The following is a 22,091-nucleotide window of genomic DNA, read 5'->3' on the forward strand; positions in this document are numbered from 1 at the left end:
GTGATAACGTTGAGATGGGCGTAGAGCTTATCCACCCAATCGCTATGGACAAAGGTCTTCGCTTTGCAATTCGTGAAGGCGGCCGTACGGTAGGCGCTGGTGTTGTTGCTAACGTATTGAACTAATACTTAATGCTGTCAGAGTAATCTGATCTTCGTTAATCATTAGTCAAAAGCCATCCTCGAAAGAGGGTGGCTTTTTTTGGGTATGGTTTGCTAATAGAATGACAGTGTCGACAATCAACGATAATATAACTGATATTAAAGCCAGCAAATAAAGAGGCACTGATGTTCGATATAAAGATGCTATTAGATGAACCAGATAAGCGTAAAGAAATGGTCGAAGCAGTTGCTACTATTGAAGTCATGGTTCAGCTACAAGACCCTTGGACATCTCAAGCAATAGGTGACCTGCTCGAACAGGATAGTATCAGTCTGATGGTTGTTACTGATAATTCTGCAAACGAATTGATTGGCTACTGCTTATACCAATTATTGTTTGAGCAAGCAGAGATTTTACGCATTGGCACTCATCCTGATTATCAGCGACAAGGTATAGCATCACGAGTTTTTATTAGACTAGATGAGGCGTTAGAGGCCAATCAAGTAGAGAGTCTTTTATTAGAAGTGCGAGCAGACAATACTGCTGCGATCGCGTTATATGAGCAGCAAGGATTTACTGTGATTCATACACGTAAAAGCTACTATCAAGCAGCGCATCAACCGGCAGTCGACGCGCTAATCATGCAGCGTATTTATAATTAATCTTAAAAAATATTAGCAGCTTTTATTATTTGAGATTTAAAACAATAACAAATAATAAATGCAGTGTGGTATCGAGGTTTCCTTATCAGGATAAAGGCAGTGTCTTTTTACACACATCAATGTCGAGTTTATAATCACTATCAGCCTTCATATGCTCAAGAATATCAATGCGTTCGGTCAACATTTCTATCATCAAACTGATGGTCGTTTGTTGTTTTCTGATTTGAATCAGTTTTTGCTGGGTAATGTTCAGCTGTAAGTCAATATCGAGCTGCCCATCGTAATAATCATTGAGGCTGTCTTTGATTTCAGTCAGAGTAAAGCCAATTGCTTGCGCGCTTTTAATTAATTCGATACGTTCAACACATTCTGGATGAAACTCAGTATATAGCCGCGAACCTGCCTGACGCTTACGAGACTTCAGCAGCCCCAATTGATCATAGTGACGAACTGTATCTTTGGTGGTGTTGGCTTTGGTTGCCAGCTTACCTATTAATAAAAAAGAGGTATCAGGTGCCATAATGTACTCATGATCGTGATAAGTAAGTTACTGATTTATGAAAACATTGCCGATTAAACGTAACAGTAATAATCATACGTGCTCAATCGAGTCGCGCTATTTTAACTATCGATTAGCCAGATCAACTTTAGATTTTAAAATAAAGTAATAAACTAGAGGTTTAATTGCCAAGGTTGCAAACTCCCTAGCAGCGATACCGCCAGAGGATTATGCGAATTTTTGTGCCAATTATCTGAACTATTAGATATTAATATATCTAGTTGAGTCAAAAACTCAGGACGTGACAAGGTGATAGCACCTAAACTCGTGAGATGATCGTTAGGGAGTTGACAGTCGACAAGATTAACATTGCTTTGCTCACATAAGCGCATCAAGCCCCAAAATGCTAGCTTTGATGCATTAGAAGCGATATGGAACATCGATTCACCAAAATAAATACCACCTATTTTTAAGCCATATAAACCACCAACGAGCGCGCCTTTATCATCCCAAACTTCAATACTATGCGCAAAGCCTTGAGCATGTAGCTCGCTATAGGCTTCAATCATCTCATCATGAATCCAAGTATGTTCGCCTTCAGGCTGACTTTCATTAAGATCGTTATCAACGCTATTACTACGCGGTAAACTACAAGCGTGTATGACCTCATCAAAAGCTTGATTCAGCGTCAACTGCCAACGACTACGGTTTGCTTGCTTACGTAGCGATTTACTGGGCTGATAGTCTGTCGGCTGCATCACACATCTGGGTTCAGGGCACCACCAAGCAATTGGCTCACCGTCATTAAACCAAGGAAATAGACCCTGTGCGTAAGCAGAAATCAGCGTCTCAGGAGCTAAATCTCCCCCGATAGCCACAATACCCATACCTTCAGGATCTACTATCGCTGGCTCTGGAAAGTCATAACGCCCAAGACTTTTGATATGTTGAACAAAAGCCTCAGGCGTTATGCGACTATCATTAACAAAATCGCTCATTTACGCTTCTTTGTCAGCTGTCAACGTTGAAGCATAAGTATGATCTTGAGCGACCGTTTCGCCTATTGCATCTAGGTACTTTTCAGCATCAAGTGCTGCCATACAGCCCGTACCTGCCGAGGTGATCGCTTGACGATAGACGTGATCTGCGACGTCACCTGCGGCAAAAACACCTTCGATACTGGTTTGGGTAGCGTTACCATTGAGACCGCTGTTGACGATCAGATAACCGTCTTTCATCTCTAACTGACCTTTAAATAAGTCAGTATTCGGCTTATGACCAATGGCAACAAACATACCAAACACGTCCAGTTGCTTGGTGCTGCCATCAATCATAGATTCAATGACCACGCCATTAACGCCCATATCATCACCAACCACTTCTTTTACGCTGTGGTTCCACTCGATTTTGACATTACCATTTTTGGCTTTTTCAAATAGTTTATCTTGTAGGATTTTTTCTGAGCGTAAGCTATCACGACGATGGACTAAAGTGACTTCAGCGGCGATATTTGATAAATACAGCGCTTCTTCAACGGCCGTGTTACCACCACCGATAACCGCCACTTTTTGGTCTTTATAAAAGAAGCCATCACAAGTTGCACAAGCAGAAACGCCAAGACCACGGAATTTGGTTTCTGACTCTAGACCTAGATACTGTGCTGATGCGCCGGTTGAGATAATAAGAGCATCACAGGTGTAATTGCCGTTATTACCGGTCAGCTCAAAAGGACGCACATTTAAATTCACAGCATTGACATGGTCATAAACCAGTTCAGTACCAAAGCGTTCGGCATGGGCTTTCATACGCTCCATCAATGCAGGACCAGTCAAATCATGTGCATCACCCGGCCAGTTATCGACTTCGGTCGTCGTCGTGAGCTGTCCGCCGACTTCCATACCGGTGACCATAACAGGCTTTAAGTTGGCGCGTGCTGCATACACAGCGGCAGAATAACCAGCAGGACCTGAACCTAAAATAATGAGTTTTTCGTGGCGTGGAGCAGTATTATCAGTTGCCATAAGATTTCCTTGCTAGAGCAATAAATGTGAAAAGGTTCAACGTTAAAATAATAAGTAGATATTATAAGTATTATAAAAGATAAGCGTAAAAATGACGACGTATCTGGTTATTATCGTTGCTATGTGATAATAACATAAGGGCTAAGAGCAAAAAGTGCAAGTTTGCTAAAACAAATATGGGTATCATTAGAACTAAAGTATCTGAAGCTTGAAATTTTAGTACCAAAAATGAGCCCATATTCAAATATAGTCAGTGAAAAGTGATATATAAACATCACGTACTGCTGGTATTACTTTGTCTTGCTTGCTGTACCTACGCAGACAGAGGCTATAAAAAATTTACATCATCAGTAACGTAGAGCTTTAATATATTTTGGTTAGATTCTAATGCAAAAAGAACAGGCATCATTTTTTACTAGCTGCATTTTTGGCTAAATCACTACTGGATTGATTTTCTTATGCGCTTTATTGATAACACGGTCGCCATGGCAGCTATGTATTTGTTATTATAAGAAGTTGTATGCCGCGCACAAAACAAAAACAGCAATGCGGTCAATATTTTGCCGTAGTATTTTAGATAAAGTTTTTGTGTTATTACGCCACATCAGTCGTAACCTATTACAGCAGTTTCTATCAGGAATTTATGTCAGCATGATTAAGCTTAATCATGGTTTGACGACTATTGAGTATTCATGACGAGTATTAACAACAAGGCAGATCTTACGTGATATCAGCACCAATTATTGATTACTTAAAAAAGGGCATATTTACCCTACTGGGATTACTCCTCGCGGTTTATTTGTTCGTGATTTTGATGACTTATACCGGTAATGATCCTAGCTGGTCGCACATCAGTAGTGATATGACGACCATTAATAATATGGGCGGCGAGATGGGCGCATGGCTCTCAGATTTGCTGTATAGCTTCTTTGGTTTTGGTGCGTGGTGGTTACTGGCGTTTCTGGTTTATGAGTCAGTACTGATTTGGTGGGACAATAAACCGACGTTTTGGTTATTACGCTTGGTTGCTTACGTGTTTTTAATATTGAGCAGCAGTGCCTTATTTGCCCAGATGATCGCATTGGTGCAGCAGGTAGCAGATCCGATGTCGTCAGGGCTCAAAGGCGTTGCTGGCGGTATTATTGGTCTTGAGCTACAAGCGAGGCTAGCACAGCTATTGTCGCAGTGGGGGAGTGTGACGTTTTTGGCAGTGTTTGTCGCTATTACGACCACCTTTGCCTTTAATATTCATTGGTTAAGTATTTACGAAAAATTCAAAACTTTGTCTTGGTTTGGGTCAGGTGTCAAAAACCTTGATAGCAGCCTTGATGTTAGTCAAATAACACAAGAAGACAATGCTACTAGTGCTGCCGATAAACAAGGTCTTGATACAGCAATAAGTAAGACTGATACTCCAGAATATGAGCAATTGCCTCTTGAGTTGCAAGTGGATGAACAGGCTAAAAATAAACAGCAAGACAATAGAAGTGGTCGTTTTAATAGCGCATTGACAGACTTTTTATCGTCTTCAGGATTGGGTGCCAGTGTAAAAGCTTCTATGGCAGCCGCAGCGCAAGTCGCCAGTGAAAGTACCAAACGAGAAGAGCAGCTGCAAACTGCAGCCGCCACAACGACTAGCAATAGTGCTTTTAATCTAAATAAAACATCAGTACCTGCTACCAATGTTACGCCAATGCCTATCAGAAAGGTTGAGCCAAGTTTTGCATGGAACGATGCAAATACTGTCGCTGATTTATTAGCAAACCAGATAGAAAATGAGCAAGATACGATACCTTATGATGTCGTAAATGCTCCATATTCAGAGGCATCAGCTGCTGCTTCTGTTGACAGCTTAAATACTGACATTTCTTCTGCTAGCCCAGTTCTTGATATTACTCAAGAGGAGACTCAGCAACAAGCAGCACATTCGTTAAATGATTATGCACCGAACATGTCAACTACGCAGCCAGATATTCCTGAATCAGCGCCTAGCGTCAATAGCTTAGTGGATGCATGGTTGGCAGAACATGCGGCAGTGCCGGAAGCGACTGATTTTAGCCATGAACAAGAATTATCTGCCATAGAGACATTAACAGAAACTGCAGCTGCACCTGTTCAGCAGCAAACTACTATCTCACCAAACGACACTACTGACGACATTCCTAATAATGCTGCAAATGACTTGTTGAACGATTTGGAGTCTTTTTCTGATGCTGATGCTGATGTAGAGAATACATCAGAAATAATAGATATGACACCGACCAATACCCCGCCTGCAAATCCAAAAGCACCACCAATAGCAGAGAGTACGGCTACCATATCAAGTATCGAGTCAGCCATAGTAACTAAACCAACTATGAGTTTTGCAGTCCCAGAAGGTGATAGTAGCAATCATATTACGGATATGATGCCAGAAGACGACAATGTTTATGATAGCACTGACGAGATTGATGCTCCCGTTATGCCTCATATTAGTGATGATATTGCATTCAGTCAAAAATCACGCTCAATGCAAACGGCTGCCTATCGTAGTAGTCTGTCGCCGATTCCAGAGATGTCGATCTTAGATAAGCCAGACCCCAATCGTCAGCCAAGCTATACACTTGCTGAGCTTGAGCAGTTATCAGAGCTACTGGAAATCAAATTACAAGAGTTCAATGTCAAAGCAAATGTTGTTAATGCGATTCCAGGACCTGTCGTCACTCGCTTTGAAGTAGACCTAGCGCCTGGGATAAAAGCCAGTAAAGTTACGGGAATTTCACGCGATTTGGCACGCTCATTATCAATGGCATCTTTACGTGTGGTTGAGGTTATTCCTGGCAAGCCGTACATTGGCATTGAAGTGCCCAACAAACAGCGCGAAATGGTACGCTTAATTGAACTATTGGATACCGAAAAATTTAAAGATCCTAAAGCGCAAATCAGTATGGCGATGGGTAAAGATATTGGCGGTAAAGCTATTATTACTGATCTTGCACGAGCGCCGCATATGTTGGTCGCTGGTACGACAGGTTCTGGTAAATCAGTCTTGGTCAACGCGATGTTACTATCGATGCTGCTAAAATATACGCCGAACGAGCTGCGAATGATTCTTATCGATCCTAAGCAGCTTGAGCTTGCCAACTATAATGATATTCCGCATTTGCTGACCCCAGTCGTTACCGATATGACTGAGGCGGCAAGTGCCTTGTCATGGTGCGTCGCAGAGATGGAACGTCGTTATCAGCTTATGAGCTTGCTAAAGGTGCGTAAACTAAATGAGTTTAACAAAAAAGTGATCGCTGCTGAAAAATCAGGCAATCCAATGCTTGACCCATTATGGCGACCCAATGACAGTGTAAGTATTAGCCAAGCACCAAAGCTAAAAACCTTACCGATGATTGTCATCGTTGCCGACGAATTTGCCGATATGATTATGCAGGTCGGTAAGCAGGCAGAAGAGTTAATTACACGCTTGGCGCAAAAATCGCGGGCAGCAGGGATTCATTTAATCCTTGCGACTCAGCGTCCTTCAGTTGATGTGATTACTGGTTTGATTAAAGCCAATATTCCGGTACGAGCAGCGTTACGAGTCAACTCAAAAGTCGATTCACGGACTATTTTGGATAGTGGTGGCGCAGAAGATATGCTTGGTAATGGCGATATGCTGTTCTTAGGGCCTGGGCAAATTGAACCTGATCGTGTCCATGGCGCTTATGTCAGCGATGAAGAGGTCAATAGCGTCTGTGATGCATGGCGTGAGCGCGGTGCGCCTGATTATATCGACAATATGGCAGGCAATTTTGAATTGTCTAGTCCTAGCGGTGGCAGTAGTGCTGCCAATGCCTCTGGTGAAGATGATGACCTTTACAACGAAGCCGTTGGTTTTATTATGGAGACTCGTAAAGTTTCCGCTTCTAGTATTCAGCGTAAATTTAGCATTGGCTATAACCGCGCCGCACGTATTGTTGACTCGATGGAAGAGGCTGGACTGGTCAGTTCAATGGGTAAGAGTGGTAAACGTGAGCTACTAATGTAGAGCTTATGTTTGACTGGATGGTAAAAAGACGATTTACGAAAGTAACTCGTCTTTTTTATTGAAGATATTAAGGAATTTTATGTAGTAAAAGGTTTTAGGAGTATTATTTTCAGGCTATCAATTGCCCCTATCAAATAGGATTCTAAATACCGTAAATGACTAATGAGTTTGTTTATTCATTATAAACAGTAAGGTTTTATACTAAACTGGATGCTGTCTATAAATCGGATACATATTAATCTTTTCAAAATTTTAATTTGATTATTCTCCAAGGAAGGTCGGTTATGTTTAAAGAATATACCCAATACGATGCATTAGCACTCGCGGCATTGGTCAATGCTGGGGAAGTCAGTACCAAAGAGTTGCTGGATGCAGCAGTCTATCAAGCCAATCAGCTCAATCCTAAATTGAATGCTATCATTCATCGTTTTGACGAGCGCGCTTATGCTGCAGCGCAGGCGGGACTGCCAGCTGGTGTATTTAACGGCGTCCCTTATTTGTTAAAAGATTTGTCATTTAGCTTCACTGATGAGCCGATTACGATGGGCAGTCGTAGCGTCAATATCATCTCAAAAAGCGATAGCGAAATCGTCAAGCGTATGAAAGCTACGGGTGTGAACACTTTTGGTAAGACCAATACCCCAGAATTTGGCTTGATTATCACCACTGAGCCAAAAGCGCATGGCGTGACACATAATCCTTTTAAAAAAGGCTATAGCTCTGGGGGCTCATCGGGTGGTAGTGCGGCGGCAGTGGCAAGCGGTATCGTACCGATGGCAGGCGCGGGTGATGGTGGCGGCTCGATACGCTTTCCTGCCGCGTGGTGTGGTACGTTTGGACTCAAACCCAGTCGTGGACGTAACCCAATGGGTCCCTTATTTGGTGAAGGCTGGGAAGGAGCAGTAGCCGATCATGTAATTACACGTAGCGTGCGTGATAGTGCCGCGATGCTTGATGCGACTAGTGGTGCTGAGATTGGGGCACCTTATGTCATAGCACCGCCTAAAGGTACTTTCTTAGAAGCGGCAATGCGTGCTCCAAGGCAATTAACCATCGCCTTGCATCAACAGCCGTTGGTTGCCAATACTGTGGTCGATAAGGAAGTGCTTACCGTATTAGAGAAGACTGCTAAGCAGCTAGAAGCCATGGGTCACCGCGTAATACCGGCTGAACCTAATATTAATATTGAACAATTCTGGCATAACTTTTTAGTCGTTGTTTGCGCGCATACTGCGTTTACTATTGATAATATTGAGCGTTGCTATGGTGCGCAGCATATACAAAATCTTGAACCGCAAACGTATAACATGGCAATGTTAGGACGTTCATTATCGGCTGTTGATTTGGCGCACGCCAAGCATGGCTGGCATGATAGCCAATATCAAACCGGTCTTCTGCTAGAGACCTACGATATGATTTTGTGCCCAACCGTTCCAACACCAGCAGTAAAACATGGCGTATTACCACCAAGTCGCATGGACGAAATGCTGATGCGCAGTGCTGGTTTGCTAAATAAAGGCATGGATATGGGCAAATACGCTTTTAGCTCAGGCATGATTGAAAAGTTAAGCTCGCCAGTGCTTGGGAAGATGGGTTTTACCTTATTGGGTAATATTACAGGCTTGCCAGCCATGTCGTTGCCTGTCGGTATGAGTAAAAAAGGTCTGCCGATTGGTATGCAATTGATTGGGCGTATGAATGATGAGACGACGTTATTGAGTGTAGCAGGCGAAATGGAGCGTGCAGGTTTATTTACTAAACTTGCTTTTGAAAAGTAGTGTGGTATACCCGCATATATCTGACGCTTTGATTGAGAGCCTTTAATCAAAGCGATAGATATCCATGCCTAAGCTATGATGCGCCATACTTTGATGCACGACTGAGACACGTTGACCGGTACCTAAGGCAAAAAATAGCGGCAGTAAATGCTCATCACTTGGATGGATATCTTTATAGTCAGGATATTGCTGCCAGTCTAAGGCGCTTGGGATGTCGGTTTTGAGCTGTTGTAGTAGCCAAACTTTAAAATCTTTTGCGGTTTGATCAATACTGTCTGCTTGCCAGCGTAGCGCTTGCAAATTGTGGGTGATATTCCCTGAACCAATAATCAGAATTTGCTCATCACGCAGCCGTGCCAGTTGCGCGCCCAATTGATAGCAGGCGATACTGTCATAATACTGTGGCAAGGATACTTGTACGATAGGAATATCAGCCTGTGGATACAGGTGTAAAAGTGGCGCCCATACCCCATGATCACTGACACGTAAGGGATTGACCCTACAAACAATACCACGGGCACTCAGTTGCTGCGCCAAGGTCTCAGCAAGTGCTGGATGACCAGCAGCAGGATATTGCAGCTCATATAGCTCTGGAGTAAAACCTGAAAAATCATGCCACGTTTTTGGCTCAGGATTGCTGCTGATCTCAAGTTTCGCTGACTGCCAATGCGCGGACATAATGACGATGGCACGAGGTTTGGGTAAGTTTTGTCCTATACGAGCTAGCGCGCTCGTCGTAGCAGATTGCTCGATAGCCAGCGTCGGTGCACCATGCGATATAAACAGCGCCGGTAACTTAGGGCGCTTTGCCGCGCTCGATATGATAGGCGTATCTGTCCAAGCCGCCGCTGCTGTAATTGGCGTCGGTATCAGTGGGCTATGCAAATCGTCGCGATTATCATCGCGTTGCGGATTGATACTGTGGGCATTGGGTGTTGCAGGTTTAGGATGTCTCATGTGGCATTTATTAGGGCGCGCGTCCATTTTTCAATCTGTTGTGTCACTGTGATTGATGATGTTTTCCTACGGGATAGTTTTCTATTGCTACTTTAATTACCACGGTGATAAGGGTGGTTATGATTGATACTCATCGCGCGATATAGCTGCTCCATGAGGACAACGCGCACTAAAGGATGCGGTAGCGTAAGCGCTGATAACGACCATTTTACATCAGCTTTCGCTAACACTTCGGGCGATACCCCGTCAGCACCACCGATGACCAAGGCAATATCATCGCCTTGCTGCATACCATCAGATAATTTATCTGCCAAATTTTCGGTCGATAGCATCTTACCCTTGACATCAAGTACCCACAATTGCTCACGTCCTGCTGTAGCATGAGCGGCTAAGATCGCCTGTCCTTCTTGCTCACGGTATTGAGCTAAATTAGCATCCGATGGATTCTTAGCACGTTTTGCCGCCGCAATTTCAACGACTTCGGTAGTGAGCATAGGCTGAATACGCTTATGATACTCGTCAAAACCAGTTTGTACCCACTTGGGCATTTTATTACCTACGGTCAAAATTCTTACTTTCATAACAGCTGCCATTTTAAGAAGGGGTTAAATAAATGTAATAAGAAAACCTGTTAAATACTAGATTCTTTGCTCAAGACGTATTTGATAAATAATTATTCTGTATGATTTTAATGCTTTCAAAGCCCACTTACTTACTTACTAATAGTCCAACAGCCGCCTAAAAAGGATAGAGTAAGACAAAGAAAAGAGTCATGCTGCTCTATCCTTTTTAGAGCCGATTAAGTTTTTAGTAAAAATTTTATCAACTGTATTACATAAGTGGAGCAATGGTCTCTGAGACTGTGTCTTCCGCTTCTGGATCATCATTAGAAGTACTCGGTTTTGGAATAATGGTGAGTTTGGCATCCGACTCAAAAACCACCGCTTCAACCTCATCAAAATTATGAATACCCTCAGAGCGCATAGCACATTCAATTTCTTGGCGGGTCAAACGCTCATCACGCATGGCATCGGGCAAAAACTGTCCTTGGTAAAAGACAATGCGTGGCTCAGACAAAATAAAGCTGCTAAATTGCGGCGAAACAGAGGCGTATTTGGTGACCAAAAATTGTAATAAATACAGTGAAAGAATAGCCGCCATACCTTCGATAATCGGAATGTCTTTGAGTAAAATCGTACTGGCACTTAATGACCCAATCATCACTGTGACAATCCAGTCAAAATTATTTAGCTGAGAGGTTGAGCGTTTGCCTGAAATTTTAGTAAACGTAACAATCAAAACGTAGACCACGACCGTGGTCAGAATAATACGTCCAAGCTTATCAACATTGTCAAAAAAAATCATTTCCATGGTCTTATCTCCTATTCATCAAAGTTCATCAGCGTAAATACAGCGTAACGGAATTTAGAGATGAATAGGGCAAAAACTTTGTAGTTGCTTGTTTATAACGTTCAATTGCTGGAAGTAAGCAATTAAGCGCCCTTGCGATTGGGATCAAGCAGGCGGTTAATTGCCCAAATGCTGATACGTGCACTCACCAAACTCAGCACCAATATCATGATCAATGCAGAAATTAGCGGTAAAGGCTGCTGCATGCTCATCTCAAGCAGCACTTCACGGCTGATGGAATCGAATAGAAATACCCATATCCCCAAAAAGTAAACCATAGTGAGTAGCCAAACCACGATCACGCCGCCAAACATTAAGCGGTTGATCTCGTCTCTATCTAGTGCACGCTGTTGGTGCTTGATAAACTTATGCACGGCAATATAAGCGCCCAAGATAATAGACAGCACAGTGACCAATTGCGCATTGAGAGCAAGCTTGGTTTGAATCATCATAAATACAGCGCTGGCAAGCATATAGCCAACGGCAAAAAACCCAATATAGAGCATCAATTTGGGTTGAGTGGCAGTTGTATTTAAGTGTGATCCTTTACGTCCTGATGGGGTGATAGGTTTGCTAAGTGACGCGGGCTTACGTGACATAAAATGTCCTTTATAAAGTAAATAATTTGGCGTAAAAAATTAATGCTGCGCTGTCCAATCTAGCATGGCGTCCAGTACCGTTCTTGCTGTATAAGTATTTAGCGCTTGCTCATTATTGATCAGTCCCACTACCACATAATCCTGTCCTGATAAGCCTTTGACATAGCCTGCCATCGAAGTGACATTGTTTAAAGTGCCCGTTTTTATCCAAGCTCGACCAATGGCGTTTGATTCTGGTAAACGCTCGCTATGTGTCAAAATGGTGCCACTGACTCCAGCGATACCTAACGAGTTTACATAAGCATTAAAGCTTGGGTGAGCGTAAGCATAAGTCAGCAGCTCGCTTAGATTAGCAGCGCTGATGGTACAATCACGGCATAACCCAGAACCATTGGTCAGATGTGGCGGTGGTGTGCTTAGATGCGTTTGCCACCATTCGTTGATGGTTTGTAAGGCAGCAGGGTAGCTCGTTGTCGCAGGCTTACCAAATTGATATAAGCTGTGCTGACTATTAATAGCTTTATCGACGTTTTTATTAATGGTTGGATTAACGGTTTTATCTTTGGGTTTATGATAAGCACCTATTGATAGCGCCACTTGTTCAGTCATCACATTATTAGAGAAATGATTGATATCATAGATTTGCTGCGTTAAGTTTAAAGAAGGATAACTAACAATTGGTAAAGGCGACATTGGTAGAGCTGCCAAACCGCGCGCTGATATGGATTTCTTATTCTTATATGGTGTTTCTTGAGTGACAACGTTGCCCGTTAGCGTATTACCCAGTGCTTGCCATTTGGCTTTGATCACGCGAGCCGCAAAATCTTTGGCATCAGGATAAGCGACATAAAAAGCATGGTTGCCGCAGTTATCGGGTAAAGAAGTCTCAAAGGTCAGCTGAGTTTTTTGCCACTGCGGTGCTAGGCTATAACGTGCTTGACCACAGGCAGAAGAGCGTATATTTATCTTATTTGGCAACTTATAATCTGCCAGCTGAGGCATATAAGTCAGTTGTGCTTGGGCATTATCTAATGGATAGCTTTGGATACCAATAGTACTGAAATTGACCAAAAAACCATCGGGACTGGCGTTATAAGGACGTAAAGGCGCGTTATCAAATGCCGCAGGATCTTTACTGACGTGGTTAAAAATGCCGCTATCTACAATGATATCGCCATCAATATGACGGATACCTGCTGCTTTCACTTTATAGAGCAATTGTTGTAAGCGCTCATGGGTCATTTTTGGGTCGCCACTGCCTTGAATTATCAAATCACCAAGCAATGTATCACCAATGATAATACCAGTATGATAAACGCGCGTATGCCAGACAAAGTCAGCGCCTAAGATATCTAAGGCAATAAAGCTAGGAACGAGTTTCATCGTGCTGGCGGGCGTACGTGCTATGTCAGGCTGATGATTGAGTAATGGCGAAAACGATATTTTTATTGAGGTCTCACTGTCAGATTTTTTATTGTCGCTGTTATTATTATCTGCGCCATTAGCATTGATATTGTCGTTATGACTGGAAGAATAATTAACAGTGTTTAATACGTTTTCTGGCAGTAATGACGGAGTACTCATCAAGCTTTGATGGGTATAAGGATCATCGGTATAAGCGTGTAATTGTCTGTCGTGCTGTCTGATGGTTTGCTTTTCGATGGTTACTAACGCGCTTTGGTAATTGGCTAGCGGCTTAGGGTTTCGCTTGTTTTGCACCAGTTTTTGCTTGCTGTTGTTGGTATCAGTATTTATCTCGTCTGAGCTTGCAGGCTGCAATTGATTGACCGCCTTTTTACTGTCGATAACCTGAACGGCAGAGGGCAAGCGGCTGGCGTTTTTGTCACCCACTGGCGTAATGACAATACTGATGTCTGCTGCGCTTAAATGGGCTCGCGCTAATGCCGTTTCAATCTCTTGCGGTAAGGCAGCGTGCAGCTGTAATGGCACTAAGGTAGGAGCGACAACTAATGCCAATAAAGATAAACGTTGACCGATATTCTTCGGCGTTTGCAAATATTGGCTAATGGCTGTTGTGCGTATAGAAGAGTTATGAGTTCTAAGTAGGGTTGGTTTTACTAAGGAGCGCATGAGCAGCCTATCATCAGGTGGCAAAAACAGGCTATGGTAACATGAGTTGCTGTTTTCGCGTAGCTGTAGCATGTAGTTGTAAGCGTGCTTTTATTTTAATTTTTTATCTTAAAGCCTTGTCTAAATAATGCATTTTAGCCATCATATTAGCGCATATGCAAAAATGCCATTGCCGTCATGATGGCGTCATTATAAGCATCGTGGGTGCCAAGCTCAGGAATATTATAATGCGCCAAGATACTATTCAAATGCTGTGCTTGGCTAGGGAGCCCTTGGCTGCGACCCATCATACGCCGGCTATAAAGGGGGCGGATATCGATAATCTCATTGGGCAAATGAGTACCCATATAATGCTTTACTAAAGGATTTAAGAACCCGACGTCTATTTGCGGACAAAACCCCACAAGCGGACGATTACCAATAAAGGGCAATAGTAATGCCAGCATCTCATCATAGCTCATCGCATGCTCAATATCGGCGGTGCGCAGTCCGTGAATGACAATGGTATCGCCTTCAGGCATGACAGGCGGTCTGCAAAGCAGATGCAGCCCATTTCCCGTATCAATCTTGTCGCCATTGATATGAATGGCAGCTACTGATAGCAGGTGATGCTTCTTTGGATTGAGTCCGGTCATCTCACAATCAATCGCGACCCACTGTTCATCGACAGGTGCCTTAAACATTGACGCCAGTTCAGGTCGCTGTAATTGGTTTTTTTGCCAAGCAGTAGACAGCTGTTTTAGCCAGTTCATAGTCAGTTATCTCCAAGGCTAAGCGGTTTACCTTAACCAAATTCAAGCTGATAATGTCGGCTTAACTGGTCTTTAAAGCTTTTTACTACCGCCAAACACTCTTTTAATAAATCACGCTCAAGGGCAGACAAGGTCGTTGGATTGACTTCTTTTGCATGCTTATTGTCTGTCAATAAAGCAACCGATAGGCGCTGCGCCATAAAGAACTCTAATGCCTCAAGTAAGGTGTCGGCACGCTCTTGGGTTAAGGCCCGCGCTTGAACCAAAGCTTTCAGACGACCTTTGCTGCTAGCATCGGTAAAGAGATCGTTTTCTAACGCCAAGGTACGGATACCATGTACCAATGGAAAGATACCCGCTTTTTTGAGGTCAATAGTATAAGCGCTTGGTTTACCACCTAATAACGGTACTAGCCTTTGCCACCATTGATTGATATCGCCAAACTGTAGGGCTGCTCGTGCAAATTGGCGCACGAACATCAAGTCTGACTGCCTATGGGCCGTCTTTAGATGTTCACGAACCTGCGTCAATAGCGTTTCATCACCGCAAACATATTCACCATCAAATATAGCGGATAAATAAATACTATGCATCGGGTCTGTGTTTTTAAACCATACACTAATCTGCGCTTTAAACGCTTTTAATGGTTGCCGCCACATGGGATTATTCATCATGATATGACCATCGCATAGCGGATAGCCAAGATCTGCTAAGTGCTGGTTAAAGGTATCGGCAAATTGTGCCAGCTTAGGGTGGTCATAACCATCACGCATGATGAGCGCATTGTCTTGGTCGGTACGCATGATTTGCTCGCCGCGACCCTCTGAGCCCATGATGATAACACAGGTATTCTTCATTACTTCATCAGGAACGATGAGTTGCCAAAGTTTGGTAAATACTTGCGCGTTAAGGGTTTGTACCATGCGGCTGACGTTGCCCATTTTGATACCGTTTTGATGCTGAGCACGTATATATCGCCCAATGAGTTCAACTGCGGTTGCCAAACTTGGCAAATCTGTGGCTTGGTTAATTTGAATACTAATCAGCTGAGAATGATGACCAATGTGAGCAAGCATATCGCCTTGTGCAAGCACACCGATGACCTTACCATTAGTATCTATCACTGGTAACCTGTGAATGCGATAGCGAGTCATGGTCAGTAACGCATCACCAATCTCATTATCAGCGTTAATGGTTCGCAGATTAAAACTTGCATAGTTTTGACAAGGCGTTGTAGTAGTGTTCTGTTGGTCGCTGACGGCGCGGCAGATATCATTATCGCTGAGGATACCCAAGGTACGATCGGAGCTATTTTTATCTTGTAAATGTCCTGATGGGCGTATCAAAACATGCTTCAATCCAGCCTCAGTCATGGTACGTGCTGCTTGATATAGACTATCGTCTGCGTCAACGATATGGACTGGTAGTAAAGTAATATCAATCACCGGCTGTAGCATGATTTGCTGTACTTCCTGAGGGTCGTCATAGCTGGCAGCGTCAAGTTTTTTTCCACCATGCCTCAGCTGTAAAGCTTTTAAACGCTCTGGCAGATTTTCTGACAATAATTGGCGTACGAAATGGTTTTGGGCACCGATTTTATCAATGGTTATCCCATTTACTTGCAGCAATAAAGTATCTTCGACAGCGCGAAACTGATAAGCAGCCGGCTGCGAATCAATGTTTTTATCTTCTTGCAGCCCATCTTCTATGAGCGACTCTGGTGAGCGTCTGCTATCAAACCAATCGTTACTATTAAGATGGGCAGTATGGTTGTTGCCCAAATAAGAGGCGACAAAATCACCATCTAACAGCTGCTCGACATGACCTTTAAGCACCACATAAAAGTACTGCAAATCATCCGCTGGTAACATCTCATCTTTGGCAAGATAACGCACTTGGGTATTTTTTTTGATACTTTGGCGTTCAGCGGCACTTAATACATCAAATGGTGGTTGGGTAAAATCAAGATGGGGCATGGCATCATCCTTGATGGCATAAGCAATAAGAGGGATGTAAGTATGATAAATACAGTCAGGGAAAAGTAATATCGATACATCAAGTACTGCTGATATTTTTCTTGCTTGCTGTGCCTACGCAGACAGAGGCTGCAAAAAATTTATACCAGCAACACTGTAGCGTTTTTGAGATATTTTGACTATATATCATCAAATGGCGGTTTGTTAAGCTTAATGCGTTTTAAATAGCGATTTTAAGCACCGAGTAATTGACGAATGCGCTTGATTGCCTCGCGACTTTCCTCGACGCTTGCCACTAAAGCAATACGCACATAGCCTTGCCCCGGATTTTCACCATTGACCTCGCGTGATAGGTAACGTCCGGCAAGCGCGTGAATATTGGCATCCTCATAGAGTGCTTTGACAAATAATTCATCATCACCACCGAATTGCTCAGGCGCTTTTATCCAAAAGTAAAATCCTGCCTCAGGCATACGTAACTCCAGTAATTCTCCAAGCTCCGACATCCAGAGTGCAAACTTTTCTTGATACAGCGCTCGATTGTGCGCCACATGCTTCTCATCTTCCCAAGCGGCGATAGACGCCAGCTGATGAGGTATCGGCATCGCACAACCCTGATAGGTGCGGTATTGTAAATAAGCCTGCAAAATAGTGGCATCGCCTGCCACAAAGCCTGAGCGCAAACCGGGTAGGTTTGAGCGCTTCGATAAAGAGTGAAACACCAGACAATTTTTGAAATCGTGTCGACCAAGAGCCGCGCAGGCTTGCAGCAAGCCTATTGGCGCTTTATCAAAATACAGCTCGCTATAACATTCGTCGCTGGCAATGATAAAGCCATATTGGTCTGATAGGCGCAACACTTGCTCCCAGTCATCCATCGTCATCACTGAACCGGTTGGGTTGTTTGGGCTACAGACAAATAACAACTGCGTACGCGTCCAGACGTCTTTTGGCACACTACGAAAATCACCCTTAAAGCTATTGTCTGAGGTGCAAGGGATAAAATAAGGCGTTGCTTGCGCTAATATCGCCGCCCCTTCATATATCTGATAAAAGGGATTGGGCATAACTACTATAGGCGTAGGCGATTGGTTGAGCGTTGCCGTCTGACTAACACTCTCTGTCTCGTGATTAATCACTGCCTGCACGATACTAAATATTGCCTCACGTGTACCCATTACTGGCAATACTTGCGTATTAGGGTTGAGGTGATTTAAGAAAAAGCGCTTCTCAAGCCAATGAGCAATGGTTTGACGCAGCTCAAACAGCCCATTTGTGGTCGGATAATGGCTTATTTTGTCCAAGTTTTCGCGTAGTACGTCCAGAACAAAGGCTGGCGGCGCATGTTTTGGCTCACCAATACCCAGTTTGATTTCATCATAGCTATGGGCTGGAGTACTATCAGCCAGTAAAGTGGCCATCTTAGCGAATGGATAAGGGTGTAGGGACGTCAAGTTGTGATTCATAGGCAGGCTAACTATAATAGACAGTTAATAATAAAGTTATAAAGAAAAATTACATTTAAGCAGTGTAGCACTTCTCTTATTTTTTGTCTTTTTCTTCTTATATTTCCTTATAGTGCTTTGTAATAACTTGGCTAGAGGATATTTAAGCATTGTTATTTTAACTATATGGCTGTGTAAATAGGTAATCATGTGACTATATCGTAACGCGTTATTATAAAAGCGATGTGATTTCTGTATTACTAAGTAAAGATAAATGCTGGCTTTTCTGACAGCGTATTTTAGGAATAATTTGATATGTCTAGTATGTTAAAAACGGACAGTCTCGATGCTAAGGATATCAATGAAAAATACTTTGATAATCATGAAAGTCTTGACGTTTATAAGCAGTTAAAGCAACGTGAACAGACTTGGTGGAAATCACGCCAGCAGTTGACACTGTTACGAGAACGTCAAATGTTTTGGTTTGGCGATAACAGTTTTATGATGTGGCTGCTCTGGCAATTGGTCAGCTATATAGTCGTTGCTATGGTACTCATGCTGCTTAGCAAGTTGCTAGATATATCGTTACCTCTGTGGCAATACATCGCTTTATTTGTCATACAAACCTTAATTTTTATTGTGATGCTGAGTTTTAAAGACAGACTTGCTAGGCAGTTGCAATATAAGATCAATCAAGCCGATTTGTCGCGTGAAGAGATGCTTAATGAGATGACTATCTTGGCTTCTGATAGCTTGTATCGTGATGTCCACGCCAAAGCACCTATTACTTTGAAGCAAATCTACCGATATTATAATGCAGAATTTCGTTTGGCCAGCTTGCACCGCCTCCTACAAAAGGAGGTCGATGCGGGACGCTTGATGTATGGCGACCAAAAGGTGGAAGCCGATATACTGCCTCTAGAGCTTGCCGATGATGCGCTGAAGGAGTATGCACGTGGCATCATCTACAAAAGCTTGATATAGAAAATAAGCTAGACTCTATCATTACGGACACTAAGACTGTCTATCAGTGCCGTTTTTAACGTCTTAAGTTTATCAGCGCTCAGTGCTTGATCATTTTGATCGCTGATATAAAACATATCTTCTGCACGCTCGCCAAGCGTAGTAATACGCGCGGCATGTACTTCAATCTGCTGTTGCAAAAATACTTGTCCAACACGGGCAAGTAGACCTGGCTGATCAAGGGTCTCTAAGCTCATTATGTGCTGACTTGAGGCATCATTGAACTCAAAATTGATCGTCGTTGCTACATCAAAATGTTTGAGCTGGCGTGGAATTCGTTTGTGCGTCAGTTTGGGCGCGGTAGGATTTTTAAAGGCATCAATCAATCGTTGCTTAAGCTCTTGCTGGCTATCGCTATCGACCAGTAAAGTACCGCTACGGTCGAGTAGCACATAAGAATCCAACGCAAAATCACGGGTCGCTGTGATAATACGGGCATCCAATACATCAAGATTCATCTGATCGAATACGGCCATAGTAACCGCAAACAAATTGACCTGATCTTGGGTATAAACAAAAACCTGTACCGCATCAAGCGCCAGCTCTCGATGCTCACGTAGAACGACTAATGGCGGACTATCAGCATTTGACGCTCGACCTATAGGCGGATGATTCAAAATCGCTTCAGTATGCCATAAGATATCTTCTGCAATTTCACGCAAAAAATACTCATCGCCCAAATCATCCCACAATCTCAACACCTCATCGCGATTCATATGCTGATTGTCGACGTTATCTAGCATTATCAGTGCTTGCTTGCGTGTGGCACTAATCATATCTTGACGATTGGTTGGGGCATCAATATCCGCCCGCAAAATACGGCGCGTTTGCGAATATAGCTGCTTCATAAGTGTCGCACGCCAGCTGTTCCAAAGTTGTGGATTAGTGGCGTTCATATCAGCGACGGTTAAGACATACAGATGATTTAGATGGGTGACGTTACCGACTAAATCTGCGAACAGCGTCACGACTTCTGGATCTGAGATATCTTTTTTCTGAGCTGTCATTGACATCAGCAGATGATAACGGGTCAACCAGCCAACCAGATTGGCGTCTGCAGTACTCATACCATGAGCCAGACAAAACTCAATCGACTCGATTTCGCCAAGTTGACTATGGTTGCCGCCACGACCTTTGGCAATATCATGAAACATCGCCGCTAATACCAAAATCTCTTTGCGCTCGATGCGCTGAAAAATGGAGCTCACGAGCGGAAAATCTTCATAAAAATGCGGATCCGTAAAACGGTGCAGAATACGAATCAAAAATAAGGTATGGGCATCGACCGTATAACGATGGAACAAGTCATACTGCATCAAACCAGTGACTTGAGCAAAGGCGGGGATATAGTTGCCAAGCACGCCATAGCGATTCATGGTACGCAGGCGATGAAAGAGATAATTCTGCTCTTTTAAATTGGCTAAAAATAAGGTTTGATGCGTAGGATTGTCGCGATAAGCCTGATCAATACCACGCGCTGCAATTTTTAGCGCGCGCAAAGTATGGGTACGGACATTCTTGATGCCATACTGACCCATAAGTAAAAACATCTCTAAAATCGACTCGGGATGCTGCGCAAATACTCTGTGATGCGCCATTGCGATTTGATCGCCGACTTGGTTAAAGCGGGCATTGATAGGCTGTTTTTTTGGGCGTTCTTCATCAGGCAACTGCGCCTCGATGATGGTTTCGTAATAGTGATTGGTTAGCATTTCAGACAATGTTGATATTTGCATCGCACAGCGGTAATAATCGCGCATAAAGCGCTCTACCGCAGCATTTGGTTGATCATCTGTCTGGGTATCATAGCCCATCAGTTGAGCAATCTCACGCTGATAATCGAATAACAGCTTGTTTTCATTGCGACCAGTCAGTTCGTGCAGGTAGTGCCGTATCTGCCATAAATAGTTTTCTGAAAAGCTTAATTCATCGAATTCCTTTTCAGTCAGAAAGTTCTGTTGTACCAGATCATAGAGCTTACTGACCCGAAAATAGCGTTTGGTCACCCAACCAATAATATGGATATCGCGCAGACCACCAGGGGCGGTTTTTATATTGGGCTCAAGATTATATTCTGTGGCATTGTGCTGTAAATAACGTGCTTTTGCCTCATCGATTTTTACATCATAAAACGAGCGCGGGGACCATTGATTGTTTACTATTTGGTGCGGGACATTTTGCAAGGCGTCATTGCCTATTAATAGGCGAGCCTCTAATAATGCACTGGCAATAGTATGGTCAAGCGCCGCCTCCAAGCAGTCACTGACGCTGCGTACTGATAACGCAGGCTCAAGTCCAATGTCCCATAAGAGTGCCACCAAGTTATCAATTTTACTACTGGTATCAGCGTCAATATCATGTGGCATCAGTAGCAAAATATCGATATCTGAATGTAGTGATAACTCACCGCGACCATAGCCACCAGTTGCAAACAGTGCCAAATCCGTCTTATCAAGCCCAAAGCATTTAAATAATTCGATCAATAAATCATCAATCACGCAAGCACGCGCGCTAACCAGTTGCCGGATATTGACGCCACGTTCGAGTGCGCGGCTGATATCGTCATTTATTTGAAGCAACCATTCAGGAATACCAAATAGCGATTTTTCTACCACGCTCGTGTCTGTTGATAAAGAGGCAGTTGTTATATTGTCTGCTGAAAATAAAGGCATCGGTGTCAAATCAATAGCGGTGACATCACAGTTAAACATGAGATTTATCCAGTTAAAAGTTTGAAGTCTAGTTCAGTAAATAAGGA

At 43.2% G+C, this 22,091-nt stretch carries 16 protein-coding genes and 1 pseudogene; 5 read left to right on the forward strand and 12 right to left on the reverse strand.

Going from position 1 to position 22,091, the window contains the following annotated elements:
• Positions 1–125, forward strand: a pseudogene (tuf, locus tag FQ082_RS09045) (elongation factor Tu); the annotation flags it as partial.
• Between the two features lie 162 nt (positions 126–287).
• Entirely contained in the window at positions 288–764 is a 477-nt protein-coding gene (gene rimI, locus FQ082_RS09050) for a ribosomal protein S18-alanine N-acetyltransferase (protein WP_149492851.1), read from the forward strand.
• Between the two features lie 85 nt (positions 765–849).
• Here the strand turns inward: rimI and FQ082_RS09055 are convergent, their stop codons facing one another.
• From FQ082_RS09055 to trxB, 3 genes are all read right to left on the reverse strand, one after another.
• Positions 850–1,284 (reverse strand): MerR family transcriptional regulator, encoded by a 435-nt coding sequence (locus FQ082_RS09055; RefSeq protein WP_149492852.1) that lies wholly within the window; start codon positions 1,282–1,284, stop codon positions 850–852.
• A gap of 152 nt (positions 1,285–1,436) precedes the next feature.
• Positions 1,437–2,261: a leucyl/phenylalanyl-tRNA--protein transferase gene (gene aat, locus FQ082_RS09060; RefSeq protein ID WP_149492853.1), complete on the reverse strand. Its 825-nt coding sequence runs from the start codon at positions 2,259–2,261 to the stop codon at positions 1,437–1,439.
• A complete protein-coding gene (trxB, locus tag FQ082_RS09065) occupies positions 2,262–3,284 on the reverse strand; it encodes a thioredoxin-disulfide reductase (protein WP_011512797.1) in 1,023 nt (340 codons plus the stop codon).
• Between the two features lie 724 nt (positions 3,285–4,008).
• Between trxB and FQ082_RS09070 the strand changes: the two genes are divergently transcribed.
• Entirely contained in the window at positions 4,009–7,302 is a 3,294-nt protein-coding gene (locus FQ082_RS09070) for a DNA translocase FtsK 4TM domain-containing protein (RefSeq protein ID WP_149492854.1), read from the forward strand.
• A gap of 284 nt (positions 7,303–7,586) precedes the next feature.
• On the forward strand, positions 7,587–9,080 hold the full coding sequence (locus FQ082_RS09075; RefSeq protein WP_149492855.1) for an amidase: 1,494 nt from the start codon (positions 7,587–7,589) through the stop codon (positions 9,078–9,080).
• A 42-nt stretch (positions 9,081–9,122) separates the two neighbouring features.
• Here FQ082_RS09075 and FQ082_RS09080 read toward each other — a convergent pair whose 3' ends face one another.
• The 8 genes from FQ082_RS09080 to dapC form a co-directional block, all read right to left on the reverse strand.
• Positions 9,123–10,037, reverse strand: coding sequence for a DODA-type extradiol aromatic ring-opening family dioxygenase (locus tag FQ082_RS09080; RefSeq protein ID WP_149492856.1), 915 nt, complete (start codon positions 10,035–10,037; stop codon positions 9,123–9,125).
• A 92-nt stretch (positions 10,038–10,129) separates the two neighbouring features.
• Positions 10,130–10,618 (reverse strand): 23S rRNA (pseudouridine(1915)-N(3))-methyltransferase RlmH, encoded by a 489-nt coding sequence (gene rlmH / locus FQ082_RS09085; RefSeq protein WP_020442765.1) that lies wholly within the window; start codon positions 10,616–10,618, stop codon positions 10,130–10,132.
• Between the two features lie 250 nt (positions 10,619–10,868).
• Positions 10,869–11,408 (reverse strand): DUF421 domain-containing protein, encoded by a 540-nt coding sequence (locus FQ082_RS09090; protein WP_149492857.1) that lies wholly within the window; start codon positions 11,406–11,408, stop codon positions 10,869–10,871.
• Between the two features lie 122 nt (positions 11,409–11,530).
• The gene (locus FQ082_RS09095) at positions 11,531–12,046 is read right to left on the reverse strand and encodes an ABZJ_00895 family protein (RefSeq protein ID WP_149492858.1); all 516 of its coding nucleotides are present in this window, start codon (positions 12,044–12,046) and stop codon (positions 11,531–11,533) included.
• 39 nt (positions 12,047–12,085) lie between these two features.
• Positions 12,086–14,137 carry a D-alanyl-D-alanine carboxypeptidase/D-alanyl-D-alanine-endopeptidase gene (locus FQ082_RS09100; protein WP_262498196.1) on the reverse strand — a complete coding sequence of 684 codons (2,052 nt, stop codon included), beginning with the start codon at positions 14,135–14,137 and terminating at the stop codon, positions 12,086–12,088.
• Between the two features lie 146 nt (positions 14,138–14,283).
• Positions 14,284–14,895 (reverse strand): 3'-5' exonuclease, encoded by a 612-nt coding sequence (locus tag FQ082_RS09105; protein ID WP_149492860.1) that lies wholly within the window; start codon positions 14,893–14,895, stop codon positions 14,284–14,286.
• A gap of 26 nt (positions 14,896–14,921) precedes the next feature.
• Entirely contained in the window at positions 14,922–16,865 is a 1,944-nt protein-coding gene (locus FQ082_RS09110) for a DUF294 nucleotidyltransferase-like domain-containing protein (RefSeq protein ID WP_149492861.1), read from the reverse strand.
• Between the two features lie 233 nt (positions 16,866–17,098).
• Positions 17,099–18,331: a succinyldiaminopimelate transaminase gene (gene dapC, locus FQ082_RS09115; protein WP_149492862.1), complete on the reverse strand. Its 1,233-nt coding sequence runs from the start codon at positions 18,329–18,331 to the stop codon at positions 17,099–17,101.
• A 294-nt stretch (positions 18,332–18,625) separates the two neighbouring features.
• Here dapC and FQ082_RS09120 point away from each other — a divergent pair, with 294 nt between their 5' ends.
• The gene (locus FQ082_RS09120; RefSeq protein WP_149492863.1) at positions 18,626–19,294 is read left to right on the forward strand and encodes a hypothetical protein; all 669 of its coding nucleotides are present in this window, start codon (positions 18,626–18,628) and stop codon (positions 19,292–19,294) included.
• Between the two features lie 8 nt (positions 19,295–19,302).
• Here FQ082_RS09120 and glnD read toward each other — a convergent pair whose 3' ends face one another.
• Complete coding sequence (glnD, locus tag FQ082_RS09125; protein ID WP_149492864.1) at positions 19,303–22,044, reverse strand: [protein-PII] uridylyltransferase; 2,742 nt, start codon at positions 22,042–22,044, stop codon at positions 19,303–19,305.
• Positions 22,045–22,091: the final 47 nt, after the last annotated feature.

The sequence above is a fragment of the Psychrobacter sp. ANT_H56B genome, from assembly GCF_008369245.1.
GTDB classification, from domain to species: domain Bacteria; phylum Pseudomonadota; class Gammaproteobacteria; order Pseudomonadales; family Moraxellaceae; genus Psychrobacter; species Psychrobacter cryohalolentis.